14 protein-coding genes and 1 tRNA gene are annotated in these 25,016 nt (G+C 52.6%); 8 read left to right on the top strand and 7 right to left on the bottom strand.

Going from position 1 to position 25,016, the window contains the following annotated elements; genetic code table 11:
• Nucleotides 1-88: 88 nt before the first annotated feature.
• On the bottom strand, nucleotides 89-1,546 hold the full coding sequence (locus tag JJB97_RS11535) for an AMP nucleosidase (protein WP_238714163.1): 1,458 nt from the start codon (nucleotides 1,544-1,546) through the stop codon (nucleotides 89-91).
• A gap of 422 nt (nucleotides 1,547-1,968) precedes the next feature.
• Here JJB97_RS11535 and cas3 point away from each other — a divergent pair, with 422 nt between their 5' ends.
• The 8 genes from cas3 to cas2e all read left to right on the top strand — a co-directional run bounded on the left by cas3 (nucleotide 1,969) and on the right by cas2e (nucleotide 11,114).
• A complete protein-coding gene (gene cas3 / locus JJB97_RS11530) occupies nucleotides 1,969-4,707 on the top strand; it encodes a CRISPR-associated helicase Cas3' (RefSeq protein ID WP_238714162.1) in 2,739 nt (912 codons plus the stop codon).
• Between the two features lie 509 nt (nucleotides 4,708-5,216).
• Nucleotides 5,217-6,782: a type I-E CRISPR-associated protein Cse1/CasA gene (casA, locus tag JJB97_RS11525; RefSeq protein WP_238714161.1), complete on the top strand. Its 1,566-nt coding sequence runs from the start codon at nucleotides 5,217-5,219 to the stop codon at nucleotides 6,780-6,782.
• The gene (casB, locus tag JJB97_RS11520) at nucleotides 6,775-7,368 is read left to right on the top strand and encodes a type I-E CRISPR-associated protein Cse2/CasB (protein WP_238714160.1); all 594 of its coding nucleotides are present in this window, start codon (nucleotides 6,775-6,777) and stop codon (nucleotides 7,366-7,368) included. The genes casA and casB overlap by 8 nt, the downstream gene beginning before the upstream one ends.
• Nucleotides 7,369-7,401: 33 nt before the next feature.
• Nucleotides 7,402-8,490, top strand: a complete 1,089-nt coding sequence (gene cas7e / locus JJB97_RS11515) for a type I-E CRISPR-associated protein Cas7/Cse4/CasC (RefSeq protein ID WP_238714182.1) — start codon at nucleotides 7,402-7,404, stop codon at nucleotides 8,488-8,490.
• Nucleotides 8,491-8,501: 11 nt separating this feature from the next.
• The gene (gene cas5e / locus JJB97_RS11510; RefSeq protein WP_238714159.1) at nucleotides 8,502-9,239 is read left to right on the top strand and encodes a type I-E CRISPR-associated protein Cas5/CasD; all 738 of its coding nucleotides are present in this window, start codon (nucleotides 8,502-8,504) and stop codon (nucleotides 9,237-9,239) included.
• Nucleotides 9,239-9,901, top strand: a complete 663-nt coding sequence (gene cas6e, locus JJB97_RS11505) for a type I-E CRISPR-associated protein Cas6/Cse3/CasE (protein ID WP_238714158.1) — start codon at nucleotides 9,239-9,241, stop codon at nucleotides 9,899-9,901. Before cas5e ends, cas6e begins: the two co-directional genes overlap by 1 nt.
• The gene (cas1e, locus tag JJB97_RS11500) at nucleotides 9,901-10,824 is read left to right on the top strand and encodes a type I-E CRISPR-associated endonuclease Cas1e (protein WP_238714157.1); all 924 of its coding nucleotides are present in this window, start codon (nucleotides 9,901-9,903) and stop codon (nucleotides 10,822-10,824) included. Before cas6e ends, cas1e begins: the two co-directional genes overlap by 1 nt.
• Nucleotides 10,821-11,114 (top strand): type I-E CRISPR-associated endoribonuclease Cas2e, encoded by a 294-nt coding sequence (gene cas2e, locus JJB97_RS11495; RefSeq protein WP_238714156.1) that lies wholly within the window; start codon nucleotides 10,821-10,823, stop codon nucleotides 11,112-11,114. The genes cas1e and cas2e overlap by 4 nt, the downstream gene beginning before the upstream one ends.
• A 436-nt stretch (nucleotides 11,115-11,550) precedes the next feature.
• Here cas2e and JJB97_RS11485 read toward each other — a convergent pair.
• The 6 genes from JJB97_RS11485 to JJB97_RS11460 form a co-directional block, all read right to left on the bottom strand.
• A tRNA-Asn gene (locus tag JJB97_RS11485) sits at nucleotides 11,551-11,626 on the bottom strand.
• An 836-nt stretch (nucleotides 11,627-12,462) separates the two neighbouring features.
• Entirely contained in the window at nucleotides 12,463-12,876 is a 414-nt protein-coding gene (locus JJB97_RS11480; protein ID WP_238714155.1) for a very short patch repair endonuclease, read from the bottom strand.
• Nucleotides 12,877-12,970: 94 nt separating this feature from the next.
• Nucleotides 12,971-18,802: a DEAD/DEAH box helicase gene (locus JJB97_RS11475; protein ID WP_238714154.1), complete on the bottom strand. Its 5,832-nt coding sequence runs from the start codon at nucleotides 18,800-18,802 to the stop codon at nucleotides 12,971-12,973.
• A 19-nt stretch (nucleotides 18,803-18,821) separates the two neighbouring features.
• On the bottom strand, nucleotides 18,822-20,918 hold the full coding sequence (locus tag JJB97_RS11470; protein WP_238714153.1) for a coiled-coil domain-containing protein: 2,097 nt from the start codon (nucleotides 20,916-20,918) through the stop codon (nucleotides 18,822-18,824).
• A gap of 23 nt (nucleotides 20,919-20,941) precedes the next feature.
• Entirely contained in the window at nucleotides 20,942-23,500 is a 2,559-nt protein-coding gene (locus tag JJB97_RS11465) for a hypothetical protein (RefSeq protein WP_238714152.1), read from the bottom strand.
• Between the two features lie 2 nt (nucleotides 23,501-23,502).
• A complete protein-coding gene (locus tag JJB97_RS11460) occupies nucleotides 23,503-24,738 on the bottom strand; it encodes a DNA cytosine methyltransferase (protein WP_238714151.1) in 1,236 nt (411 codons plus the stop codon).
• Nucleotides 24,739-25,016 lie beyond the last annotated feature (278 nt).

Here is a 25,016-nt window from a genome sequence, read left to right as displayed (position 1 = left end):
TCAAAGGCTGTTCAGCAAAAAAAGCGCGTTTGCTGATTTATTCCGCAAACGCGCGTGTCCTGGCGCTTTTATGTGCTAAGTCTGGCTGCTAGCGGAACGGCGGCTCGTTAAACGTGCGTAATTTGCGCGAGTGCAGGCGCTCGCCTTCGGCGCGCAGCAGATCGATGGCGCGAATGCCTATCTGCAAATGTTCGGAAATCGCGCCCTCATAAAAGCGGTTCGCCTGGCCGGGGAGTTTGATTTCTCCGTGTAACGGCTTATCTGATACGCAAAGCAGAGTGCCATAAGGTACGCGAAAGCGGTACCCCTGCGCGGCGATGGTGGCGCTTTCCATATCAATGGCGACCGCGCGGCTGAGATTAAAGCGTAGCGCCGAGGCGGCGTAGCGTAACTCCCAGTTGCGATCGTCGGTGGTGACCACTGTACCGGTACGCAGCCGTTGTTTAACCTCCTCCCCCGGCATGCCGCTGACTTCTTTAGTGGCGTCATACAACGCACGCTGCACTTCTGCGATGCTGGGAATAGGAATATCCGGCGGCAGTACCGAATCAAGGACGTGATCGTCACGCAGATAGGCATGCGCCAGAACATAATCGCCAATAGCCTGGCTTTCGCGTAAACCGCCGCAGTGGCCTATCATCAACCACGCTTCAGGGCGCAGTACCGCAAGGTGGTCGCAAATGGTTTTTGCGTTGGACGGGCCAACACCAATATTAATGAGCGTAATGCCCTGGCCATCGGCAGTAATAAGATGCCAGGCCGGCATCTGGTGTTTTTTCCACGCCAGGCTGGAGATTTCTTCCTCCGGCGCTTCAGTGTCGGCCGTGATCCAACTGTCGCCGGCGCAGGACATCGCGATATAAGGGCTGTGCGGATCGAGGATTTGGCTACACCCCCAGCGGATAAATTCGTCCACATAGCGGGTGTAGTTGGTGAAAAGCACAAATGGCTGAATATTTTCAGGCGGCGTGCCGGTGTAGTGACGCAAACGCGCCAGCGAAAAATCGATGCGTCGGGCATCGAAATGAGACAGCGGATAAAGCCCGCTCGGCTGGAACAGCCCGTCTGCGGTTTCGTCGCCAATTAGCGCCAGTTCGGTTGTTGGAAAATGGCGCGCCAGCCCGGCGCTTATTGATCTGTCCAGAGACAGGCTGGAACCATCAATCACATAGGGATAGGGAATTTCGTGTGCAGACGGCGCAACGGAAATCTTTGCGCCGTAGTCATGGGTAAGAATAGTAAGCTGCTCTTCCAGATAGCGACGAAACAGCGCCGGGCGTGTGATGGTTGTAGCGTAGCTGCCGGGATGGGTAAAACGCCCCCATGCGCGGGTTCGCGGCGCGCTGTGCGCTTCGCCGTCCCAGCTTACGCGCAGCTCCGGGTAGACAAATAATCCGGCGGCGCGCCTGTCTTCCTGCGGCAGTTCACCGTGAGCAATAAAGCGGGAAATGGCCTCACGCAGGGCGATGACGGCACTCTGATACTGCTTTTCCAGCCGGTCAATGGCCTCTTTGGGAGTAAGGCCGGTCGTGGTGGTGTGGGGCATAATCCTCTCCTTGCAGCGTTTCAGAAAGCGTAGGCCATCATATGTCACGCCATAAGAGAACAGAAGAGAGACCCGGGAGAATTGGCAGAATAATGTCAGGAATATAATTCTCAACGTATTTATGCCTGCCATCAGGTACGGCGTATTTTATTATACGAAAACGCTTCTGTTTAATCTTATAACAGGTAATTTTCTGTTAATATAGCCAGCTGGTTGCAGTGAAATTATGTTTTTTTATCATTTGTTAATATCTTCTTCTGGCGTAAATAAGAAAATAACGGGTAGTGTTATATGTTGTTTTAACAGCTAATTTTGCGCTTCGTCATAGAATTGATATTTATGCGGATTTGCTGTGTATTAAATAGTTGCAGAGGTGGTATAACTCATAAATAAGCTTGCGGAAACAAAAGGAAAAGTTTGTTGTGCAATGGCCTGATGATATTCCCGGTTATTTCCGTTACTGGGGGAAAGCGCGGCCGGGTAAAATCCATCATGGTGATGAGTATCATCTACTGGTATGGCATTGTCTTGATGTTGCCGCCTGTGCTCACCAGATGGTAAAGGAAAATCGATATGGCGTTACCGATACGCTGATCGCTCTGGGGTTTAGCGACGAAGAGGGCGCACGCTGGTTTAGCTGGCTTGCGGCAACGCACGATATTGGCAAGTTCGCGCGCGGGTTTCAGGGGCTGGCGTCCTGCGGTAACGGTGTGTTAGTGGCGCCGCTGGCCGGGAAAAAATATTATTGCCGCCACGATTCGCTGGGCTATTTTCTCTGGCACAGGTTGAGCGAATCGTGGCTGGAGGACGACACAGGGCTGCTGCCGGCATGCAGTGAGCGAGATGCGCAGGAATACCTCGATGCTATGGATATCTGGATGCAGATAAGCACCGGGCATCACGGTATACCGCCGGAAATAAAAGAACATGAAGGCCATCTGGCTTTTGACCCGTCGGACATGGCCGCCGCCCATGCCTTCATCGCCGCGCTAAACGAACTTTTTGGCTTTACCCACTGGCCCGAATGCTGGAAAGACGCTGAGTGGCAGAAATCGCTTAAACAGCATAGCTGGCAACTGGCAGGCGCAGTTACCCTTGCCGACTGGCTTGGTTCTGACAATACACGTTTTCCCTGGTCTGGCCGCCCCGTTGCGCTTGCCGGGTACTGGGCGCAGGCGCTGAATAACGCGCAGGCCGCCGTTTCGGCTATTCCGCCGGCGTCGGCGGTCAGTAAATACCCCGGTTTTTTGCCGATGTTCCCGTTTCTGCGCCAGCCTACGCCGCTGCAACAGTATGCCGCGACGCTGGATATCTGCGCGCCGGGTCCACAGCTTATGGTGCTGGAGGATGTGACCGGCGCCGGTAAAACCGAGGCTGCGATGATACTGGCGCACAGGATGATGTCTGCGGGCAAGGGACGCGGCCTGTATGTCGGGCTGCCGACAATGGCGACTGCAAATGCGATGTATGCGCGTCTGGCCGAAGCTTACCGCGCGCTCTTTGAAATTGGGCAGCGCCCTTCACTGGTGCTGGCGCACGGTGGTCGGCAGATGTCGATGCAGTTTCGTGATTCTGTCTGGCACAGCGAGCAGCGTGCGCCGGAGCACTATACCGCAGATGAGCCGGGCGCGGGCAGCGAATGCAGCGCGTGGTTTGCCGACTCGCGTAAAAAAGCGCTGCTGGCTGAAGTAGGGGTTGGAACGCTCGATCAACTGCTGATGGCGGTAATGCCGTTTTGCCATCAGTCACTGCGCCTGCTCGGGATGCGCGATAAAATTTTGCTGCTTGATGAGGTTCACGCCTACGACGGCTACATGGTGCGGTTACTCGAAGGGCTGCTTTTTTTCCATGCGGCGCAGGGCGGCAGCGTCATTATTCTCAGCGCTACGCTGCACTATGCGCTGCGCGAAAGGCTGCTTGCCGCGTTTGCCGCAGGGGCCGGATTTGTACAACCGCAGCCCAGCCCACAGGCAGGCTACCCCTGGTTTACCCGCCTGACGTCCGCGGCTTTAGAAGAAAAAAAGCTTGATACCCGTAAAGCAGTGGCGCGCCACGTTAGCGTGGGCTGGTTTAGCTGTGTGGATGAAGGCATTGCGCTGATTTACCGGGCAGCGGCGGCAGGCGAGAGCGTTTGCTGGATACGTAACACCGTTGATGACGCGATTGCCGTCTACCGTCGGCTGCTGGATGAGGGGGTGATACCCGCCGATAATCTGCTGTTGTTCCACAGTCGCTTTGCGTTTGCCGACCGCCTGAATATTGAAAACCAGGCGCTGCATCAGTTTGGTAAGGCCTCAAGCGCGCAGTTGCGTAGAGGGAAAGTACTTATCGCGACCCAGGTTATAGAGCAGAGCCTGGATATTGACGTTGATAATATGCTGACCGATCTGGCCCCCGTCGATTTACTGATTCAGCGCGCGGGGCGTCTACAGCGCCATATTCGCACTGCCAGAGGCGACCTCAAAATACCGTTGCCCGGTGACAACCCGCCACCGCAGGCAGATGACCGGGCGCAACCGGTTCTGCATGTGCTTGCGCCAGAATGGCAGCCCGAGCCGCACCCCGGCTGGCTGGGGGAAGCGCTGCGCGGCACCGGTTATGTTTATGCCGATCACGTCTGCCTGTGGCGCACGCAGCGCCTTTTGCGCGAACTGAGCGCTATACGCATGCCAGACGACGCTCGCAGGCTGGTTGAGGGAGTATATGGGGAGGACGAGCCGGTTCCCCCCGGGCTGGAGCGCAACGCCGATGAGGCGCTGGGGCTGCAGTTAAGCCAGCGGGCGGCGGCAAAAAATAATTTACTTGTGCGCGATAGAGGTTATGACCGCAGCGCCAGCGATTATATGTGGGATGATGCTAAAGATATTTCAACGCGCCTGAGCGAGGAGGGCGTTGAGGTTTTCCTCGCATACCCGGATGGGGAGTCAGGGCTGCGCCCGTATGCCGATGAAGGCGAATTTAGCTGGGAGATGAGCCGGCTTCAGGTGCGGGAAACGTGGTGGAAAAAGCACAGCCGCCAGTTTGCGCTGCCGCCGCAGGAGGCGCTGGCCGCATTCAGAACCACGATGCGGCGCCATACGGCCCAGGTGTTGCTGGTTAGCGAAGCCAGCAATACCGGTTATTACAGCGCGCAGTATGGGCTGGTGGGGAACGAAGGTTAGGGAGCGCGCCGGGTTTATCCCCGCTTGCGCGGGGAACTCGATAATTTATAAAAATCTATAAAAGATTTTTAACGGTTCATCCCCGCTCGCGCGGGGAAATTATCGCGGCTAAGTATAGCGGTATGTCTGCGATGAGGCAATAAACCGGATTTTTCTATAAATATTTTATAGGTTCTTTATGTGTTCTATAAAGCTTTTTTTTGCAAATATAAGATGTTTAACTTATTAATTTGTTTGCGCCCGTATTCGGATGCGTATATTGTATGTCCAACGATGGAACTCCATAAGGCCGTTCCATCGGAGATGTGCGCGGCCTCAGGAGTGGTGTAAGCAACTGCATTCTAAGGCGCGCTCAGGGTTCCGGCAATACCTGTGAGTAATTATTGATGACAATAGTCATGAGTTTTGATTATCAGTTTCTTGTGCTTGCGTTGAGCCTCCTTTTTATGCAGATAAGGCGCTCTTAACAATACCCGCCTCGGAAGGGGCGGGTTTTCACAGGAGTAAAAATGGATTTAATCACGGAAAGCTGGTTGCCGGTTGTCACCGCCACGCGCCAGCAAAAAAAAATATCGCCGCTGGCGCTGTGGGATGAGGATATTCTCGATCTGGCGTATCCACGGCCTGATTTTCAAAACGGCGCCTGGCAGTTTCTTATCGGGCTGCTGCAAACGGCGGCGGGGCCGGAAAATGAAGCGGCATGGCGCGCTGTCTGGTATGACGGTATGGCGCAGGATGCGTGGCGACAGGCGCTTTCTGTGGTGGCGCCCGCGATGCAGTTTGGCCCGCAGAAGCCCGCTTTTTTGCAAAGTCATGAACCGCTTGAGGGGGAAAACAGCACCATTGCCGGGCTGCTAATCGATGCGCCCGGCGGCAATACGCTCAAGCTCAATAAAGATCACTTCATTAAGCGCAGCGCCTGTCAACGCATGTGCCCGCACTGCGCGGCTATCGCGCTTTTTACCGTGCAGACCAATTCACCCGCCGGCGGCGCAGGCTATCGCGTTGGAATGCGCGGCGGCGGCCCGCTGACGACGCTTATCGTACCTGAAGATAACACCCTGCCGCTGTGGAAAAAGCTCTGGCTGAACGTGATGTCAGGCCAGCCGCAGGTTGAGCAGGCGCAGCTACCGCTGATTTTCCCCTGGCTTACCGCAACCCGCACCAGCGAGCGGCCAGGCAACAGCGTGACGCCGGACAATGCGCACGCTCTGCAGGCGTACTGGGGGATGCCAAGGCGCATTGAAATCGATTTTTCTGCAACACAAGCGGGCAACTGTGACCTGTGCGGGGAGCATAGTGAAGCCTGCCTGCGGGAAATACGCACGAAAAACTACGGCGTCCAGTATGAGGGCTGGGTTCACCCGCTGTCGCCACACAGGCAGTCCATAAAAGACAGCGCTGCGCCCTGGCTTGCGCTTAAGGGGCAGCCGGGGGGGCTGTGTTACAAAGACTGGCTGGGGCTGTCGCTGCAAAGTGAAGATAAATTCAACCTCACCCGCCCTGCGGCTGTGGTCCCGGCGATGTCAAAACGCCGCAAAATGCCGGCAACACGCCTTTGGTGTTTTGGGTTTGATATGGATAACGCCAAGGCGCGCTGTTGGTATCAACACCGGCTGCCGCTGATTATCACTGATGAGCCAGAGCAAGTGAAAGCGCAGGCCAAACTTGCGCTAGAGCTGGCAAACTCCGCACTGTCTTTGCTTAAAAAGCACCTTAAAGCGGCGCTTTTCGCGGCAGGCGGCGATGCCCCTGGCGATTTCAGCATGTGGGATCTCACCTGGTGGCAGGGGACGCAAGCGCAATTCAGCCTGCTGCTAACGGCCATGATAAAGGATCCCATGCAGGCGCAGCCCGAAACGTCGCGGCGTATGGCGCAATGGCCGACCTACCTGCTGCAACATATGTTCATGATGTTTGATGGCATGGTGTTATCCGGTTCGCAAGACGACAGCGCCATTTTGCGTCGCCAGCTTGCCGCCAGAAAAAAGCTGGAGGGCGAATATCAGAAGCTGAAGGTCCGCAAGGATTTTACTGAACTCGCGGTAAAGCCGCAGGAGAGAGGGAATGCTTAATACCGATACGGCCCGGGAACGGGTATTCACATCCGATGATACAAAAAAAATACTGGTCACCTGGTTTAACGCGCTGCAGGAGAGGGATGCCCATATTGGCCAGAGGCGCATTAACGGGCGTGCCTGGCGAGCCGAGCTGCGTCGCGCAGCAGCGCCTTATGGCGTCATGGTGTATGAAGGGTATCACACGCTCAGGGGGCTGCTGGAACGCGTGATGCCGCTAAATCACGTTGATAGCCTCGCGTTGGCGGTCTTTGTCTGTGCGGCCGCTCATGCCGATAAAAATACTTCAGGGCGCAGTTTTGCCGCTCAGTTGGGTGAAAATATTAAAGGCCGCGCATGTCTGTCAGCGCTGCGTTTCGATCGCTTACAGGACACTCGCGAGCCTGCCGAGTTTTGCCGGCAGCTTGTTCGCGCAGTCAAGCTGCGCGGCAAAGAAGGCGTAAATATTGTTTCACTGGCAGACGGCATTTTTCTTTGGATGCGCGAATGGCAGGCCAGGGAAGAACATCAGCCTGAGTGCAGCGATCCTTTCTCCCGCAACCGTATTCGCTGGGCCAGTGAATATATGAAGGCCGGTAATTAACCCCCCGTTTTCCCATTTTTAAAGGATTTAATGATGACGACATTTATCCAGCTACACCTGTTAACCTCTTATGCGCCTTCTAACCTCAACCGTGATGATACCGGACAGCCTAAAACGGCGTTCATGGGCGGTGTGAAACGCCTGCGCGTTTCGTCTCAAAGCCTCAAGCGCGCGTGGCGGGTATCGCCAACCTTTTCCTGCGCGCTTGACGGCGATTATGTCGGTATTCGCACCCGCTGTATTGGCAGCAAGTATGTCTATGAGCCTATGAAAAAGGCCGGGGTGCCGGAAAAGCTGGCCCTGTCCGCGGCGGAAAAAATCGCCGAGCGGTTTGGTAAACGCAAAAACGATAAAAATCCCAAAGACGTGCGCGACAACCTCAATATCGAACAGGTGGTGAATATCAGCGTTCATGAAAAAGCGTTAATTGAGAAGCTGGTGGCGACGCTGATTGAGGAGAAGCGTGAACCGCAGGAGAGTGAATTAGACCTGCTTAGAAAAGAGGCGCGCAGCGTGGATATGGCGCTGTTTGGCCGCATGCTGGCCTCCGAGCCGGACTACAACGTGGAGGCGGCCTGCCAGGTTGCCCACGCGCTGGGCGTTAGCGCCGTGTTGGTGGAAGACGACTTCTTTACCGCAGTGGATGACCTGAACCTGGCGGAAAACGATACCGGTTCGGGACACATGGGCGAACAGGGTTTCGCCTCGGCGCTGTTTTATACCTACATCTGCATCAGCCGCGACCTGCTGCTGGAAAATCTTGATGGGAATGAAGAGCTGACCGCACGCACGATTGCGGCGCTGACGCAAACAGCGATGACCGTATCGCCAGGCGGCAAGCAAAACAGCTTCGCTTCCCGCGCTTACGCATCCTATGCCCTGGTTGAAAAAGGCGAGCAGCAGCCGCGCTCGCTGTCAGTGGCCTTTTTAAAGCCCGTTGCCGGCGATAATCAGCTTATGCAGGCGATTGCTTCGCTGGAGCAGCAGTGCTGCAAGTTTGATAATGCCTATGGCGCCTGCGCCGACAAGCGGTTTGTGCTGAATGTTGAAGGCGGCGCCAGCGCTATTGAGTCTGCTGCTACCGGCCCGTTGCCCGCACTGCTGGATTTTGTGCGCCAGTAAAGGACAAAACCATGACACAGTATCTGGTGTTTCAGCTTTATGCGCCGCTGGCTTCCTGGGGCCTGGAGGCGACAGGTGAAATGCGCCACTCTTCAGCGGTGCCGGGGCGCTCGGCTTTGCTTGGGTTGCTTGCCGCAGCGGTAGGTATCCGGCGCGATGAAGAGCAGCGGCTCAACGCGTTTAATCAACACTACTATTTTGCCGTTTGCCCACGTTTTTCACAGCAGACAAGGCTGCGTGACTATCATACGGTCAGCATGCCGCGGGAAAACAGAAAACGCTTCTATGCAACCCGGCGCGATGAGCTGCTGCTTGCCCCGCAAGAGGTAGGGACGGTTGTCACACTGCGCGAGTATTACGGTGATGCCTACTATCATGTGGCCGTACGCGCAACGCCACAGGCGCCGCTGTCATTACAGGCGCTGCAAACCGCCTTACAAAAACCGCATTTCCCGCTCTATATGGGGCGCAAGGCCTGCCCGCTGTCGCTGCCACTTTTTCCCTATCTTGCAACAGGTTCGCTGGCCCATGTTATGGCCCAGGCAGGGCAGAGGTTGCCCGCGCCGAAGGATGACGCAATAGCGCCGATAGTAGAGGCAAGTGCGGAGTGTTACTGGGACGATCCGGATGAAACCAGTATTCCTGCGCATGAGCAACGCATGTGCAGTGATAATCCGCTAAGCCGCAAGCGCTGGCAGTTTGGCGAGCGAGTCTGTTATGTCGGCACGCTGCCAGTGGAGGGAGGCTGATGTATTTATCACGAGTACGCCTGATGTTGTCGCGGCTGACGCCGCAAATGTTGGAAAAATGGGGAGCGTGCCAGCCTTACGTTTCGCACCAGTGGCTGTGGCAACTTTTTCCGGGAAAAACACAGCGTGATTTTCTGTTCCACAGAGAAAATGACCAATGTTTTTATCTTTTATCTCCCGAACCGCCGCTGGCGCGTCATGACCTGTTTATCGTCGAAACCAAACCCTGGCAGCTTCAGTTACATCGCGGTATGCAGTTGGACTTTCAGTTGCGTGCCAACCCGGTGATAACGCGTGCGAAAAAGCGCAGCGACGTACTGATGGACGCAAAATTTCAGGCGAAAAAGCAGGGGCTGGATGCGACAGCCATTCAGGCATTGCAGCAGCAGGCGGCGACCGACTGGCTGATAAGGCAAGGAGAGCGGCACGGGTTTAAACCCATATTGCCTGACGATATGGCCCTGTGGAGCGGCGTGCGGGCCTATGAGCAGCACCGTTTTGTGCGACGCCCGGGAGAAAAGCCTGTGTTGTTTAGCAGCGTGGATTATGTCGGCAGACTGACGGTTACCGATCCGGTGGCGTTTAGTCTGGCCTTGTCTGGCGGCATAGGTAAAAGTAAAGCGCTGGGCTGTGGTCTGATGCTGATAAAAAGGGCGCGTTAATGTCCTGGCTGCCTTTAAATCCGGTACCGCTTAAAGATCGCGTCTCCATGATTTTTTTGCAGTATGGCCAGATTGACGTTATTGACGGCGCGTTTGTGCTGGTGGATAAAACCGGGGTACGCACCCATATCCCGGTTGGGTCCGTCGCCTGCATTATGCTCGAACCCGGAACACGGGTTTCACATGCGGCAGTGCGTCTGGCTGCCGCAGTCGGGACGCTGCTGGTTTGGGTAGGGGAGGCCGGGGTTAGGGTCTACGCATCAGGCCAGCCGGGCGGCGCACGCTCGGATAAACTGCTTTATCAGGCAAAACTGGCGCTGGATGAAGAGCTGCGTCTGAAGGTGGTGCGTAAAATGTTTGCGTTGCGTTTTGGCGAAGAAGCGCCGAGCCGCCGTTCCGTGGAACAACTCAGGGGGATCGAGGGAAGCCGCGTCAGGGCGACATATACGCTGCTTGCTCGCCAGTATGGCGTGAAGTGGAACGGGCGGCGCTACGACCCGAAAGACTGGGAAAAGGGCGATACGGTAAACCAGTGCATCAGCGCTGCGACGGCATGTTTATATGGCGTAACGGAGGCCGCCGTGCTGGCCGCAGGCTATGCGCCCGCAATTGGTTTTATTCATACCGGTAAACCGTTGTCTTTTATTTATGATATTGCGGATATCATTAAATTCGAGACGGTGGTCCCTAAGGCCTTTGAAATTGCCCGAAGCAACCCTGTCAGCCCGGATAAAGCGGTCAGGCTTGCCTGCCGGGATATTTTTCGTAGCCATAACACGCTGGCAAAACTCATCCCTCTTATTGAAGAAGTGCTTGCCGCAGGCGGTGTTTCACCGCCTGCGCCACCGGCAGATGCGCAGCCTGTGGCGATACCGGAACCTGTCAGCATCGGGGAGGCAGGGCACAGGAGTCAGTCAGTATGAGTATGCTGGTGGTGATAACGGAAAATGTACCGCCGCGCCTGCGAGGGCGTCTGGCGGTCTGGCTGCTGGAAGTGCGCGCTGGCGTTTATATTGGCGATACGTCGGCAAGAATGCGCGCTATGATTTGGACGCATATCGACCGCCTGGCGGAGGATGGAAATGTCGTGATGGCATGGGCCACCAATACTGAATCAGGGTTTGAATTTCAAACCTATGGCGCCAACCGACGTATTCCGGTAGATCTGGATGGCCTGCGCCTGGTGTCTTTCCTTCCTTTGAAAAATCAATAAATTATCTGTTTTTAAAAAGAAGGGGATGCCGGTGGCTTTCTGATGGGTTAAAAATGTTTTAGCGTATTCCCCCGCGCGAGCGGGATAATCCGCTGCCGTCGTACCGCCCTGACGCCATTTTCCGGTATTTCGGATATTAATTCCATGCACTGGAAAGAGAACCAGCGGAGGGACGCGCCTGATGCGGATACGGGATTCTTTTCGGTTGAAGCGATATTTGAGATACCAGAGGTGTAAGCCGTTCGGATTGATAAGCAGATACTAAAGGGTTTATCAAATGGCGTGGTATTGCGTAATTTCGCATCGGAAAGAAGCATGCGGCGACGCGTTTTGCCGTTGTAAAGAGATAAACAGGTATATATCGGGGCAAATTTCTACGCTAACTCACTGATTCAAAAAAATCACTGAGATCTTAAGATGCACAGAAATAAGAAGTTGGCTCCTCTGACTGGACTCGAACCAGTGACATACGGATTAACAGTCCGCCGTTCTACCGACTGAACTACAGAGGAATCGTGTGAACGGGGCGCATATTAACGGGGCTGGTTGCGCTTGTCAAAGCCCGCATACTTCCTGGTGTATCGATTGCTGTTAAATTCGGCAATTGTAGGGGGATTAATGTAGACAGCGCAGTTATGGCGTATGGAAGAAAGGGTTATAGGCGATTTTGAATGCGCAGCCATTCGGCATTGCTAATTATAGCCGCTGCCGCTAACAGGCGCTCTGCTGATTACCTGCGTCTTATTGATTTTTAACTGGTTAGCGGATACAGGTTAGACATATCGAAACCGATGCGGCGGATAAGGGGCATAAATTAATAAAAAGATTGTTAACCCGTAAGCCCCTTCGCCAGCGCGTGGCCGTAAATCCGCGTCAGTAATTTTCGCTCATACCCATACCTTGCTGCGCGGGGTTGATATTCTGCGCCAGTAGTAAAGCGAAACCTGCGGATATGCGCCTGATGCGTTACGGGTTTCTTTTTGGTTGAAGCGATAACTGAGATATCAGAAGGCTTGCGGTTGTGGATTTTTACGTCGGAAAGGGATATATGGCGGTGACTTCAGGAACAAACTGAAATGATCCTAAAACAGACCACCAATTTTGCCTGGCGCAGAGAATAAACAGATACACATCGGAAGGGTCTTTACGCTAACTCTTTGAATCAAAAACATATAGCGATTCGCCTGAGCGCGTAAAAACGGAAATTTGGCTCCTCTGACTGGGATCGCCTTTGCCATTAACTGGCTGAAGATTAAGCTAAATTAAAAGTCCAGTTTTGTCAAGACCACCAGAATGACCACCATTTTCTACCTGCGATATGGCAGTTAAAAACAATGTCGCTTCTTATCTAGGCATCCTCTATTAAAAACGCTTTCAATTTTTCCAGCAGGATATCCGTCTCTTTAAGTTCGCATTCCCAAACTACCAACGTTCGCCAGCCCATTTCGTGTAACTTTGATAAGCTCATGGAGTCCCTTGTTTTATTTCTTTCCAGTTTTGTAAACCAATATTCCTGATTTGATTTTGGCATGCGATTTCGCCAACATCCCTTATGACCATGCCAAAAGCAGCCATGTACGAAGATGGCTTTGCGCTTTCCCCAAAAGACTAAATCGGGCTTGCCAGGCAGTCGAGGGTCGTATAAACGATAACGAAATCCGGCATGATAGACGAGGCGTCTGACGATTAGCTCAGGCTTAGTATCTTTCCCTTTAACTCGGGACATCACAAAGCTTCTTTTAGCCGGTGTTACTGTATCCATCAGAAAACCTCGCTATACTGTCGATTGAAGACGCTTCACATACAAAGCGTCTTCGGTTGAATTAGAACATTGGCCAATAGCGCTAAGCTAAATTTTAACCTCGATTAAGTTTCGCCAAAGCGCGCAGTGGCCGTCTCTCCAGTTCAAAGGTGTCGATAAATCGTAATGGCGCTCCTATATTATCTAATCCAAAAGAACCAATTAGGGCATCACGTTCAGCGTCCCGGCATTGCCATAAGGGATGTGTAACAGCCGCGCGCCAAAGATCTTTTCCATCATTTATTTCAAGAACTGGTAAAGAATGTTCCTTTAACAATTTGATAGTCCCCGGTCGTAACGCCTCGACATCCTCCGCAAGTTCAAACGCTCTTTCTTTCCATCCTTTCATTTCTGGATGGTTCCAGTCTTCAACATTCAGGCCGCATGCGAATTCCGGCATAACCATGGCGCGTAAATAGGCTATTCCTAAACGCCAGTCCAGTAAGCCGTGATATTGGCGGTTTCCGTAGCGTTGTATACATTTGTAACATGCTGTCCGACATTGGACTGGATGATCTTTCTTTAGAAAATCAACCATCGGCCAGCCGCGTTCATCTTTCAGAATTTCATGCAGCAATTTGATTATTAAGGGAGAACTTCCGGCAACCGCCGGTTCGGCAAGACGTCTGCATAATCCTGAGCCATTGATTAACGCGTCTGCGATTTGCAGTATAGGTTTGCCAAAATGCAATCGAGGTTCAAGCGTTTCGAACTCATCAGGCGAGACATCCAGATAGAGGGCGGCCTTATGCGTTAATATCTGAATCGCGCTGATGGCCGCCGCTCGCGTAGGCAAGTGCATATGCTCGCCATACCTGGCGACCATATTCAAATTAAGACGAGGATCGAACCTTGTTAATTCGAGATGAAGCGATTCAGTCTCCTTACTGGAGACCAGACCGAAATTTCTGCTCTCGCCTTTACGCCGCCAACGTGAATTATCTTGCTCTTTTAACCAATTAGAATCAATCGCCTGCTCGCCTTTAATCGGCGAGCGGTAAGCAACGAAAGGAACCGGCGCTTTTTGATCGCTTGTGAGGTCGACAGTAAAACGTTCTCCTTCTTTTTCTCCATTAATAGGACCGTCGTTAAGACGCAGTATAGTGACTTCTCCACGTCGTATGATCAAGGGATCACAGTGTGTCGGAGTTTCTTCGTTTAATACTGTCGCGGTAGTCTTTAAAGACATGCGGGTAAAACTATCCAGATCGTCTTTGGGCTCGAAATCCGTACGGAAAGCGGCAGGCGTGATGTAGAGTTTGAACTCGTCAGGATTTATATGCGCGCCGCAATCCTTACATTGAATTTCATTGTCTGGTTGACGCAATTCCAGCTTTGCGGAACCGCATGCCGGGCAAAATGCGACATGACTGGATGACTCCAGCCACGAGCCCACCGTAGAGAGATCCGACACGCGATTATTCCGGTTATGCGGTTCCCGATAATTTCCTGTGAAGCCGATCACCTTGTGCTTTTTCTTATCCTTAATTAATACCGAGCCGGGAGCATACTCGAATACCGCAAGGTCAAGATCGCGATCCATTGTCGACCATTCGTATTCAGTCTGGTTGTTCAGACCTTTTTTCTCACGTAATCCCAGATACAAATTGCGTACCCGGGTCGGCATTCCATACATCGGCAATTTTCCGCATTCAGCTAGAAAACGGGCGAGCCCCACGCTGTCGTCAGGCGCGTAAGCGTTCAGTTCGGCGATTTCATCGATTATTTTTTTGGCATTCAATGCGGAATGAAGATTCTGGCGTTGTTCCGGATCGAACGTCGACGCTTCGATAAAACGTTCGCGTATGCTCTGCGTCGCTTCCAGCGCACCCTGCAATCGTTCAGCCCAGTTCGCGTTATCGTCATAATAGTAATCATGCGTAGAAACATATTCGCCATGAACGTCAGGCGGGACAAGTTTATCGCCAGGAAAATCTATCCCGTTCTCGCTATCTTCTTCACGCAATAGATTAAAGGCGCTTCTGAGCCAGACTTTACGCAAAAGCCTTAATGGGATAGCGTCGTGATCTACCGCCAAAAAGGGGGGGGGCGGCGGATCGCCTGTAATCGCGTGAGGATGGGCGAAATAATAGGCGTCGTGAGTCCGTCCACGGCAAAACGTAATGACAAAAGAATAAGCCTGACCGCGCCGCCCGGCCCGACCGACGCGCTGCTGGTAATTGAAACGCTGAGGCGGCATGTTGGCCTGATAAACCGACTGAAGCGAACCGATATCGATGCCAACCTCCATTGTCGTGGTGACGGCAAGCATATCGATCTCGGCGTCCAGTTTTTCAAGTTCGCTCATCTTATCGACGAAAATCCCTTTGAATTTACGAAGTCGATCGGAAAAGTCATCAGTCTGCCCTGTCAATTCTTCAACGTTCAATCGAAATCGCTTAACGCCGTCCCGTTCGCCGCGTACAATGCGTTTGCCAAGGAAATTCTGTTCCCATAGCGTTTCAACAGAATCTTTGGGAGTGATATCAAGCGGTTCCGCACAACGGGTACAACGTTTAAACCCTAAATGTAAGTGGATCCGCCCACAGTTGCCGCATTGCCAGTAGGGATCGCCTGATTTCGCTACCTTGAGGAACAATTTGCCAATATTGAATAGCCCTGCCGTATGCTCTCGATCAGCGAACTGATTTAAGACTAGCGTCAAATTATCCAGATATTTGTCGTCGCCGAATACGGCTCTGGCGACGCGCTTGACTTTCGCTTTTTTAATATCTTCTCCAACGTACCAGCCGTCGGATTGTTCTGGATCGACATATTTGTTTTCTTTTATGCGATAAACACCGGCAAAGACTCTTAACCAGGCGTCGAGTTCGGGCGTATCCTCGTTATCCGAGACGCAGGGATACGCCAGACCCGTTTCCTCTAACGCGAAAAAAGTATTGGCGAAAATGACGTCATCTATTAATTCGGATTGATCGTCAATTATCCTCTGCTTGATCGCCAACCTGTCAGACAAGGAAAGTTTTTCGTGGTATTTAACGATGTGTTTATCTTTTACAAAATTGTTATGCCAGACAGTTGTGTCGTCTCCATCAGCGCTCGGGCGATATTTGTAAGGCGATATTCCCAATCCAGCCAATTCTGAGGATATTCTTCCGATAGAATCTCCTTCTGACTCTAGTAAGCTATCTATTTTTACCCGTCTGAATTTACAAAGGCTCGCAATACCTTTTTGCCTTGTTTTGAGCTCATATAGCCTGTCGAGTTCATCATCATCCCCAGCTTGTATCGCTTTATCTCTTTTTTCTTTAAATTCTTCTTCTGGAATATATTCTTTTTCCGCCTCGCTGATCATCGCTCTGGCGGCTGCGACCAGTATTTCCCTTCGCAAATCGCGTAAGTGCAGACGTTCAATTTCCAGCGCCATCGACGCCGCATCCTGTCGGCTATCCGAAAAGACAATACTCTTCGCATCAGCGCCGATCGCATGCAGCAATTCGAATAGCTCCGTCGCCACCAGTTGAGATGATTTCGTCACGCCGGTACGGAATGCGCGAATGGGCGTTCTGGCGCGGTTGGTTGCCGGTCGACTGGAATAATCGATACCGCAGTTAGGGCAACAAAAAGGTTGCGCGGAAGGCGGTTTTACCGGTTCTCCTTTTTTCGCCGGGGGCGGGTTCTGAAAATAGAGATGTCCGCGAACCGCCTCTGCGTTCTTCTGCGATGTTTCTTGCCCTACAGTTACAATGCCTGTAACAGGATTCAGCGTCGCTTTCTGCCATACATCCCATCCTTTTTCACTGGGAGCGGGCGTTTTTTCAACAGGCCAGAAAACCGCAAACTCATCCAGCGCCATATCATCGTAATATTCCGCGCCGGGACGTTCGGGAAGATTTTCAAGATTGGTCGTCGAGGGTAATAGTTCTACCGTAGCGCCTCCGCAATTTTGTCCCCTCTGACCACCAAGCAGTAAATCACCGCAAGCTTCGCAGTAAAGCATTTCGAATAAACGCCGACCACGCTTTTCTTGTGAGGTTGAAGGCGCGTGCGACAGGCCGCGTTCTAGGCAAAAATCGGCGAATTTCGCTTTTCGCTCTCCGGGCGAGACCGACGCGAAGAAACCTTCAATATTTCTGACGAACGTATGCGCGCGAAAAGCCGGCGTAGCGGCGTCAGGTTTATCGCAGTCAAGTACGGAATCCGGAAGCGCGCGTAACAACATTAATCCGCGTAACGCGAGTTCAGATTCCTTCTCTCCATCCAGGCTTTCCGCCAGAAAAATTTTGTCGATGATATGCTTGGGAGACGTGGCGCGCGGCTTGTCGCCTTTTTTTTCAATGCAGGCGTTGGTTAATAACGCGGCTGCGGTTTCCGCCGCCAACTTAACGCCTTGACGGCTATTTCGCTCTTTTACGCCAAGAGCCTGAAAAGCGTTAACTAAAGCTCGCTCAAACTCGTCTGTCATCTTTAAGCGGCGGACAACGTCGCCTTGACCTGTAAGCGCCATCCGCATCAGGGCGGCAAAAGGCCGCGCGTCAACTTTACTTTCTGGTTCAGGTATGAAGGGGGTACCCTCAACGACGCAGTTACGCCAGAATTCCGGAGAGTCGCTGCCCTCATCCCGGGGATCGCGACAAGTGCCGAAGGGAGCGAAGAGATCGCGTAGATACTTTCTCGATTGTTCTCCATCCGCGCCTTCCATCGGCAAAGACGCGGAAGACGCCAGCAAACGCAGCTTATAGCGGTGCTTCGGATCGTCGAGTCCTAGTCGAATGATTAGCGACTTAATCAACATTGCGGTTTCCGTTCCTGCGGAGCCGCGCATTAAATGTAATTCATCGAATACCAGATAGAAGTAAGCGTCTTCATTACTCATAAGCCATTCGCGCGTCATGTCGAAAATAGCGTCTTCGACTTCTCGCGAAAGCATCGCTCCCAGCATGGAAGCGTTGGTGACGAGTACGTCAGGCGGAGCGGCCTGCATATCCCAACGAGTAACCATCTCGCCGCCGTCTGTTGAAGGAAAGATATATCGGGTCTTCTCCGACGATTTTTCTTTTTCCTTGTCGAATGCGCGAGCGGCCTGTTGATCGCAATCGATTCGGTTCAACGCCTTACGTAATTTTTCAAGGTTGCGGGCGCGGCGGCTTTTCTCCGTACGATCGCCGGAAAGGCGAGGATGGCTGGCATAACCGGTAACCGGCGTGGCGCTGGTATATTGTCCGAAGAAGATGCGGTTTCCGGCGAAACGATGTTCCATCGTCTGTCGCGCTTCATCGGAATCCAGCGTTTTGCGCAAACGCGCCATTTGATCTTCAACTAAAGCGTTCATCGGATAAAGCACTAACGCTCTGATTGCTGCCGGGCGTTTTTCTCCTTTACGACGAGAAACCCAGTTCGCTTCCGCGTTATGCCACCAGCGATTTTGCAGGTAACTGTCGCGGGGAGCGGGCCAACCGATCGCCTCATTCGATAATGCGGCCAGTATGGGCAACATAAAGCTTTCCGTTTTTCCCGATCCCGTCCCGGATGTCACTATGCCAGGGCGACCGGCACGAATGCCTCGTTCCAGCATTTTCACCTGATGAATATAAGGCGCATGGACTGACCGACGCCGCCAAGACGCGTCGCCGGATTTTGAATCAAACAAACCGGATAACGCTAGTTCGACGAACGCTTTTCGGCCTTCCTGCGATAAGCTCTTTAACGGACCGTTTTCCATATCGGCCAAATCTTCAAGAGTTTTATCCGAAGACTCATACCGTAAAACGGGTTCAATATAGGGCTCTGCGGCGAACTCTCCGCTGCTGTTCAGCAATTCGCGCCTTGACGCCGCGACGAACGGATCGGCAATTCGGAAACTGGTTTCAATATATGATATAAAGAAATCCTGAATACGGCGAAAGCCGCCAATCGGATCTAACATGATTTCCTTCTCCTGTAATTTATGGAGCGCAGATTTCGCTATTTTGCAAATTTGCGAATAAATCGACTAATCGCTTTTGATGCGCCGTTTTGTCTTCGTCGACGGCCAACCCGACCTCCAGCGCCGCTTTCGTCGCCCGCAACGTATTTACCACGTTCAGACGATCGCCCGACATTTCATCCGCAATGGCAAGTTTTTCCGCAAGCGATTCTGGCGGCGCGGCTTCGGGCGTTAGTTCGCTATGATGTCTGGCGGAGAGATAAAGCGGCGCGCGCGTAATCGCATTTCGAACGACAATGTTTTCCACCGGCAGAAAAAGATGTTCCTCCTTTATCTTTTCCGCTTCCTCGTTATCTTCATTCGTAATTGTGCCGCACACCAGGAATCGTCGGGGCAGATCGCCATTACGCAACCCCTCTTTCAGAGCAGGCAGCCAGAAACGCGCGGCGGAGCATTCGACACGTTCGATGACGGCAAGAATTGTTCGGGGACGATGGGCGTCGCTTAATAACAATCCTTGATAAAGCGGCGTCGCCAGATTATTTCCTGCGCGGATCCACAGATCCTCATAGGAAATTATCGTCGGATCGGCAATTTGTCGGATAGCGCGTCCTGAAGAAATAAGCGACGCGGCGATAGCCAGGAAGTCCTGTGTTTCAGAGCCGTAGAGCAACGGGCATTCGCCGGCAAGCGTCAACGCCAGGAATTGCTCCATCAGTATTTTTCCTTCGTGCGTCAGTAGTTTGTTTTCACTGATGATACGGCCCAGTTCTGCGTGGGAAACTGTTTTAGCTTCGGCGGGAAGACATATCGCAGGGATCGCCGAATGCGCCATTCGACGCGCTTTTTCAGCAATAGCGGCATTGATTTTCTCAAGTTCGATCCGCGCCAGCGCAACGCGCTCTTCAACTTCCCGAAGCGCGCCTGAAGACGCTTCGCGTTTGATCTCCAGAGAAGACAACGTCCGGCGCTGACTTTCGTTTTGACGGCATAAATCTGCGGCGGCGTTTTTCAGCCGGTTGATTTCGCTTTCGAGAGCGTCTTTTTCATGTTTTAACGTTTTTTCTATGCTTAACTGCTTTTCTTCGAATTCCTTTTGTAATTTTTCTTCTTCGTCCAAACGTAATTGCGCGATTTGCTGTTCGATCTCGCTTTTTCTCTCCGTCTGAAAGACCGTCATTTCCGCTTCAATCGCTTCGCTACGGCGCAGATGCTCGGCGCAAAAAGCTTCGTTGAGCGCTTTTTGTTGTTCGGCACGCAACCTGTCCCGTTCTTCTTCCGCGATGCTTTGTATCTGGCGTTCAAGCTGAGCGGCGATACGCTCGTCATTCAACACCGCTTGGGCGAGTTCCCGGGCCAGCGCGTCCTCTTCTTCTATTTTTTTCGCCAACTCTCCGGATCGGAGAATCTGAGCGGCAGCCAACAGATCGTCGACGCCGGATTTCAATTTTCCGTTTTGCTCGTCGACATGCTTGCGAAGCCATGAAGCGATCTGCGTTGACGAGTCGGTTCCGGCGATAAGCTGAACGGCATTGTCAATGTAATGTTTGTCAGGTGTCCAGTCATGGCGTCGCGTGGGCGAGGCATCTGCGTCCGGCATATAAAATATTTTGTTATTTTCAGACAGACCGGATACGGAGATGATTCCGCTGTTATTAAATGCATATTCGGCAACGTACTGATTCCGTGACAAAATAAAAAAACCTGGTTTCGACTCTGTCAGGTTTGCCAGAATGACTCCGCCCGCCTCGAAGCGAATAGTCCATTGCCCCGGTTCGCCGCACGTTTCGATGCCTTCCAGGCTCAGACGATGGCGAGCTTTCTGAAGAGACTGCGCCGAGGATAAATCATAATAAGGATAAATACGGCGAGGATGTTTCGCTCTCGTCAATTTGCTGCGCGTATTAGTATCTACCTGAAAGACGATCCAGTCGTTTGGACGAAGCTGAGACGCGTCGAATCCGGTAAGTTCGACTTCACCTGTACGAGGAAACATTTTTTTAGGGTTGTCGATTGCGTGCCAACCATTTTCCGTTTGCTGAGCGACGACTTTAAAATACGAGAACCGATCGTTTCGTCGATCGTATCGGCCAATATACCAGGGAAGATCTTTCATTATTCTTTTCCTTATTTTTCAGCCTATAACGCCAGACGTCCGTTTTGCCACCGCAGGCGCGTTTTCCCGCCGGAATGGCGCGCTGCTGCAACTAAACGATTTGCGTCATCGCCGTCATCCGGCGGGAATGGAGCGAAGCATCCGGGAAGCAGTCGATTCAGCCAACGGAAAGCGACGTCGTCGATAGGATAAGCGTATCCGGCTTCCGTTGGGCCGCCGTTTCTGAGCACGCTGCGTCGTAATCCCATCGCCAGCGCGTCAGGCAAACCACAATCGTCGACAAGGCAAATAAAGCGATGATTCCCGACGCGTCTGAATGTCGGGCGGCGCGCACTCACATTCGCGGCGATAATCGCGGCGGTTCGGGATAAGAAAAACGCCATTTTGCGCCGGGAAACAACCTTGTATACGTCATGATCGCGCCCGCCCGGATGGACATGGCGCGTTAAAAGCGTCGAGGCGTTATCGGAGGCCGCATGCGGAGAGAAACGCCCTGAACGCCAGTCCCACACTGCCGCTTGAAGGTGGAATTCGGCGGTACGACAGGTCGAGGTTAACGCGAGCGGCGTCATATCAGGCGTTGACGATGTATCAATAAGCGGCCATTCCATAACTCGGGACAACTCGACAGGATCATCGATCTCCGCGCCGCATATGGGAGGAGACCAGACGCTTACGCCGCTGCGACGAAAGCATTTTCCGCCCAGCCCGGAGACCGCTTTTTGAAAATCATCCATAAGGCTGGCGCAGGTAGCGCCTTCCACGACAATCATGCTGTTATCCCCATTGCGGATACGAAACAGCGAAGGTTTGACTAACGTCCATACTCGACCTTTCCAGCCTTGGCGTAAGCGCGGTTCTATCAGACCTGCGTCATGCAAACAGCGAATCAAATGCCACACATTGACGCTGTCTGCAGCGCGTTCCAGAAGCGCGACCAATTCGATTTCCTCCCATCCGCTGGTGCCGCTTGCGTAAATCGCTTCAAGGAGATGTTCGAGACGTTCATCGTTATTTTCTGTCGTCAGAGGGAGCTCAATGTGGAATGCCGGCGTTGTCAGGGGAGACGTCTTCCAATCGGTAAGAGGTTCGAGGCGATATCTGGCGCTATCTTCCTGCGCAGGACGAGGAACGGCGCGCTCGAAAAAACGCGCCCGTTGTCGCCATGGCGGCGTTTTCTCGCCGATTTCCAGCTCAGGTTCGATAATAAACACGCCGTTAAGAGGCATTGATGACGTCAAGCGTCCATCTTCTTCCCTGACGCTAACTTTCGCGCCGTTTCCCTGAGGCGAGTAAATTCTGTAATTTTGCGTGTCTGAATGTACGGTTGGTAGAAAAGCGGGTAGTCCCAGCCACCCGCCCGGCACTCGGATGCCACCGGAAAGCTGTAAGCGGGAGATCTGTTCATCCAGCGTAGTTGATGATGTTTTCAGCGCACGAAATATTTCCATCGCCGCATGACGACTCTGCGGACGCGACGTCAGAATCCAGTCGTTTTCTGTGAGCGCATCGTCAAAATATTGGCTCGCGCGCGCAGCGTATTTACAGGATAACGCGATGTGAAATTTGAAAGAAAACGCATCGGGAGCGGCTATAGCTCTCCAGTATCCATGGCCGACTTGATGGAAAAAAAGCAGGCCGCTCTGCGTGGCGATGCCCAAATTATAGCTATTTCCCGCAGAAGCCGATAATAACGCGTCAGACAACGAAGGGGCGAAAACGCTTTCGTCATTCTCGCTTGCGGCGCTGAAGTAACATCGCGAACCGTCGAAATCGACGCGCATATCGATGAACGCCTTACGCGTCTCAACATCGGAGATCAACGCTATAGCCCTCTGTCGCAAACGCCAGAAAGGCATGTCGGCAAACGCTCTGCGTCCTGAAAACCAAGCGTCTTTAAACTCGCTAAACGCCTGTTTCAGCGCATGAGCGTGAGAGGCGTTCTCTTTCTGGATAGCGACCTGAAAATAGCTGATCAACAGCCGTGGACTGGAAATGGTTTGCGGATGACTCGTAAGAACACGGCGCATCAAGCACACATCCGCTTTCCCGGGAAAAGCCAGACGCAGGGTATATCCGATATGGCTCCAGCTTGGGGGGATCTCCGGTAGGCACAGTCGGCGATAAGGTTCTCCTTTCTGAACTCGTCGTTCAAGCCAACCGGCCAGCGCTTCCCACATGGCGTTAACGCCCGCCAGATTCTGATAGCTATGTCCGGTCCGCAGCCAGTTCTGTAACTTCAGGCGAAAGTTATTGTGTCCTTCTTGGGCATCGAATTGACTGCTGATAAGTAGCGTCATGACAAGATAAGTGAAATATCCGGGCGATTTGTCATTGGATCTTTCCATCATGCCGCTTTCAAGGCGCTGAGGCAGATCCGGTATGTTCGACATACAGGTCCGAAATGCTTCTTCTATTTCATCCGCACCGACGCCGCTTCCTGCGAATGCCGCCGAGAGCGTCGACGGCGTCACTTCAAACCAACGAATATCCTGTGCGTCGCCGTCGGCACCGAAACGGAGAAAATAATCGACTAGCTTACTTTCCCAACCATCAGGTGTTACGGGCAGCGTCCAGTTCATGCTTATCTGTTCTCCGTCTGATGGCTGTCGTTTCGGACCGATGCCGCCAGAGGCTCTAGTATGCGCTCGGCCAGAAAACGGACGGAAGGAACGGCAAGTCCGTCGCCAATGATCTTAAACGCTGATTGATACGCGGTCGGAAGGATAAAATCTTCCGGCAGCCCCATCAATGCCGCCGCTTCTTTAACCGACAGCAGGCGCGTTTTTACCTCGCCTTTATCGGCGACAATAATACGGGCGCGGGATGCGCCGCCTTTCGGCGTTCTCAGACAACCGATAACAGGAGAAAACGTGATTTCTGCTCGTTGCCGGTTAACGCCTTTTTCTCTGCGCATGCGAAGATAAAGACTGCCTATTGTCGTTTCTCCTGATTCCCGCGCCTTCGCCAAACGTGTCAGATGCGCCGGAGCCATCATATCGATCAGTCTTTGGGTTTCATCGGCAGAGTGCCATAATGTGTTTTGATCTTCACAATCAATAAGGTCGGTAAGCTCCTTTGTTCTCGAACCCGGCGCATCGCCGGGCGTCCACCAGATCCAGTCGCCGAGCGTCTCCGCTGGAAGCGCTTCGCAGGCGCGAAGAAGCGAAGAAGAATGCCATTGCGTTAGAGGTTCTTTTGAAAGTAAAGATGCAGGAACGGAGAACTGACGGCTAATCGCAACAATAAACACGCGGGGTCTGGATTGAGGCAAAAAGAGCTTTGCATCGATGATCATTGCGCCATAGCGATAGCCCATTTTACTTAACTGACGACATATCGCAGCGAAATGCCGTCCCTGATCCAATGTCAGCAGCCCAAGGACATTTTCAAGAATCAGTATCGGCGGCTTCCGATTTCCCTCTTTAAGTTTGTCTACTAGATAAAGAAAAGGCCATATTGCGCCGGAACGCGTGGTTTCATCCTCACTAGCGCCGATTTCGCCGATCCCAAGTCCATTACCAGCCAGAGACAAATCCTGACAGGGGAATGAGGCCCAGACTAAATCTGCGGATCCTGTTAAATCGTCTGGTTTTATTTCACGTACATCGCGGCCATCAAAATGTTCGGATCCCCAATTTTCGATATAACTCGCCGTTTTTATCGGATCCATATCGTTGGCGAACAGACATCGCCATTTTTTTCCTAAGCCGGCCCGGGCCATGCCGCCACCGGCGAAAAACTCATAGAAGCCGAATTCCGCCTCGCGCGTTTCTTCTGATCCTGATCCGTTCTTGCTCGTAACGGCTTCTTTTTTCATTGCCTGACCATAAATTTATATTGATGAATCGGAGGGGGATGCTTAACTGCCGCAAACGATGCTGTCGGAGAGATAGTCTATAAAATCATGAGGATAATAGCTACATGGACATTCGGCTTATTACCTGGACTTAAGTACCGGTGATGAGCTATCCCTTAACTGTTAATGGTATGTTTCTGATTCGAATAGCGAAATAGATCGTCTGATTTTATTCGCGAGGTTGTGTCGTTGACATAACATATAGTGTGCCCGGAGTTCAGGGCGGGCATGGATGCTCA

The sequence above is a fragment of the Tenebrionibacter intestinalis genome, from assembly GCF_016632365.1.
Classification (GTDB): Bacteria; Pseudomonadota; Gammaproteobacteria; order Enterobacterales; family Enterobacteriaceae; genus Tenebrionibacter; species Tenebrionibacter intestinalis.
The sequence above is the reverse complement of the archived record's forward strand: the minus strand, read 5'-3'. Positions and strand labels throughout refer to the sequence as shown.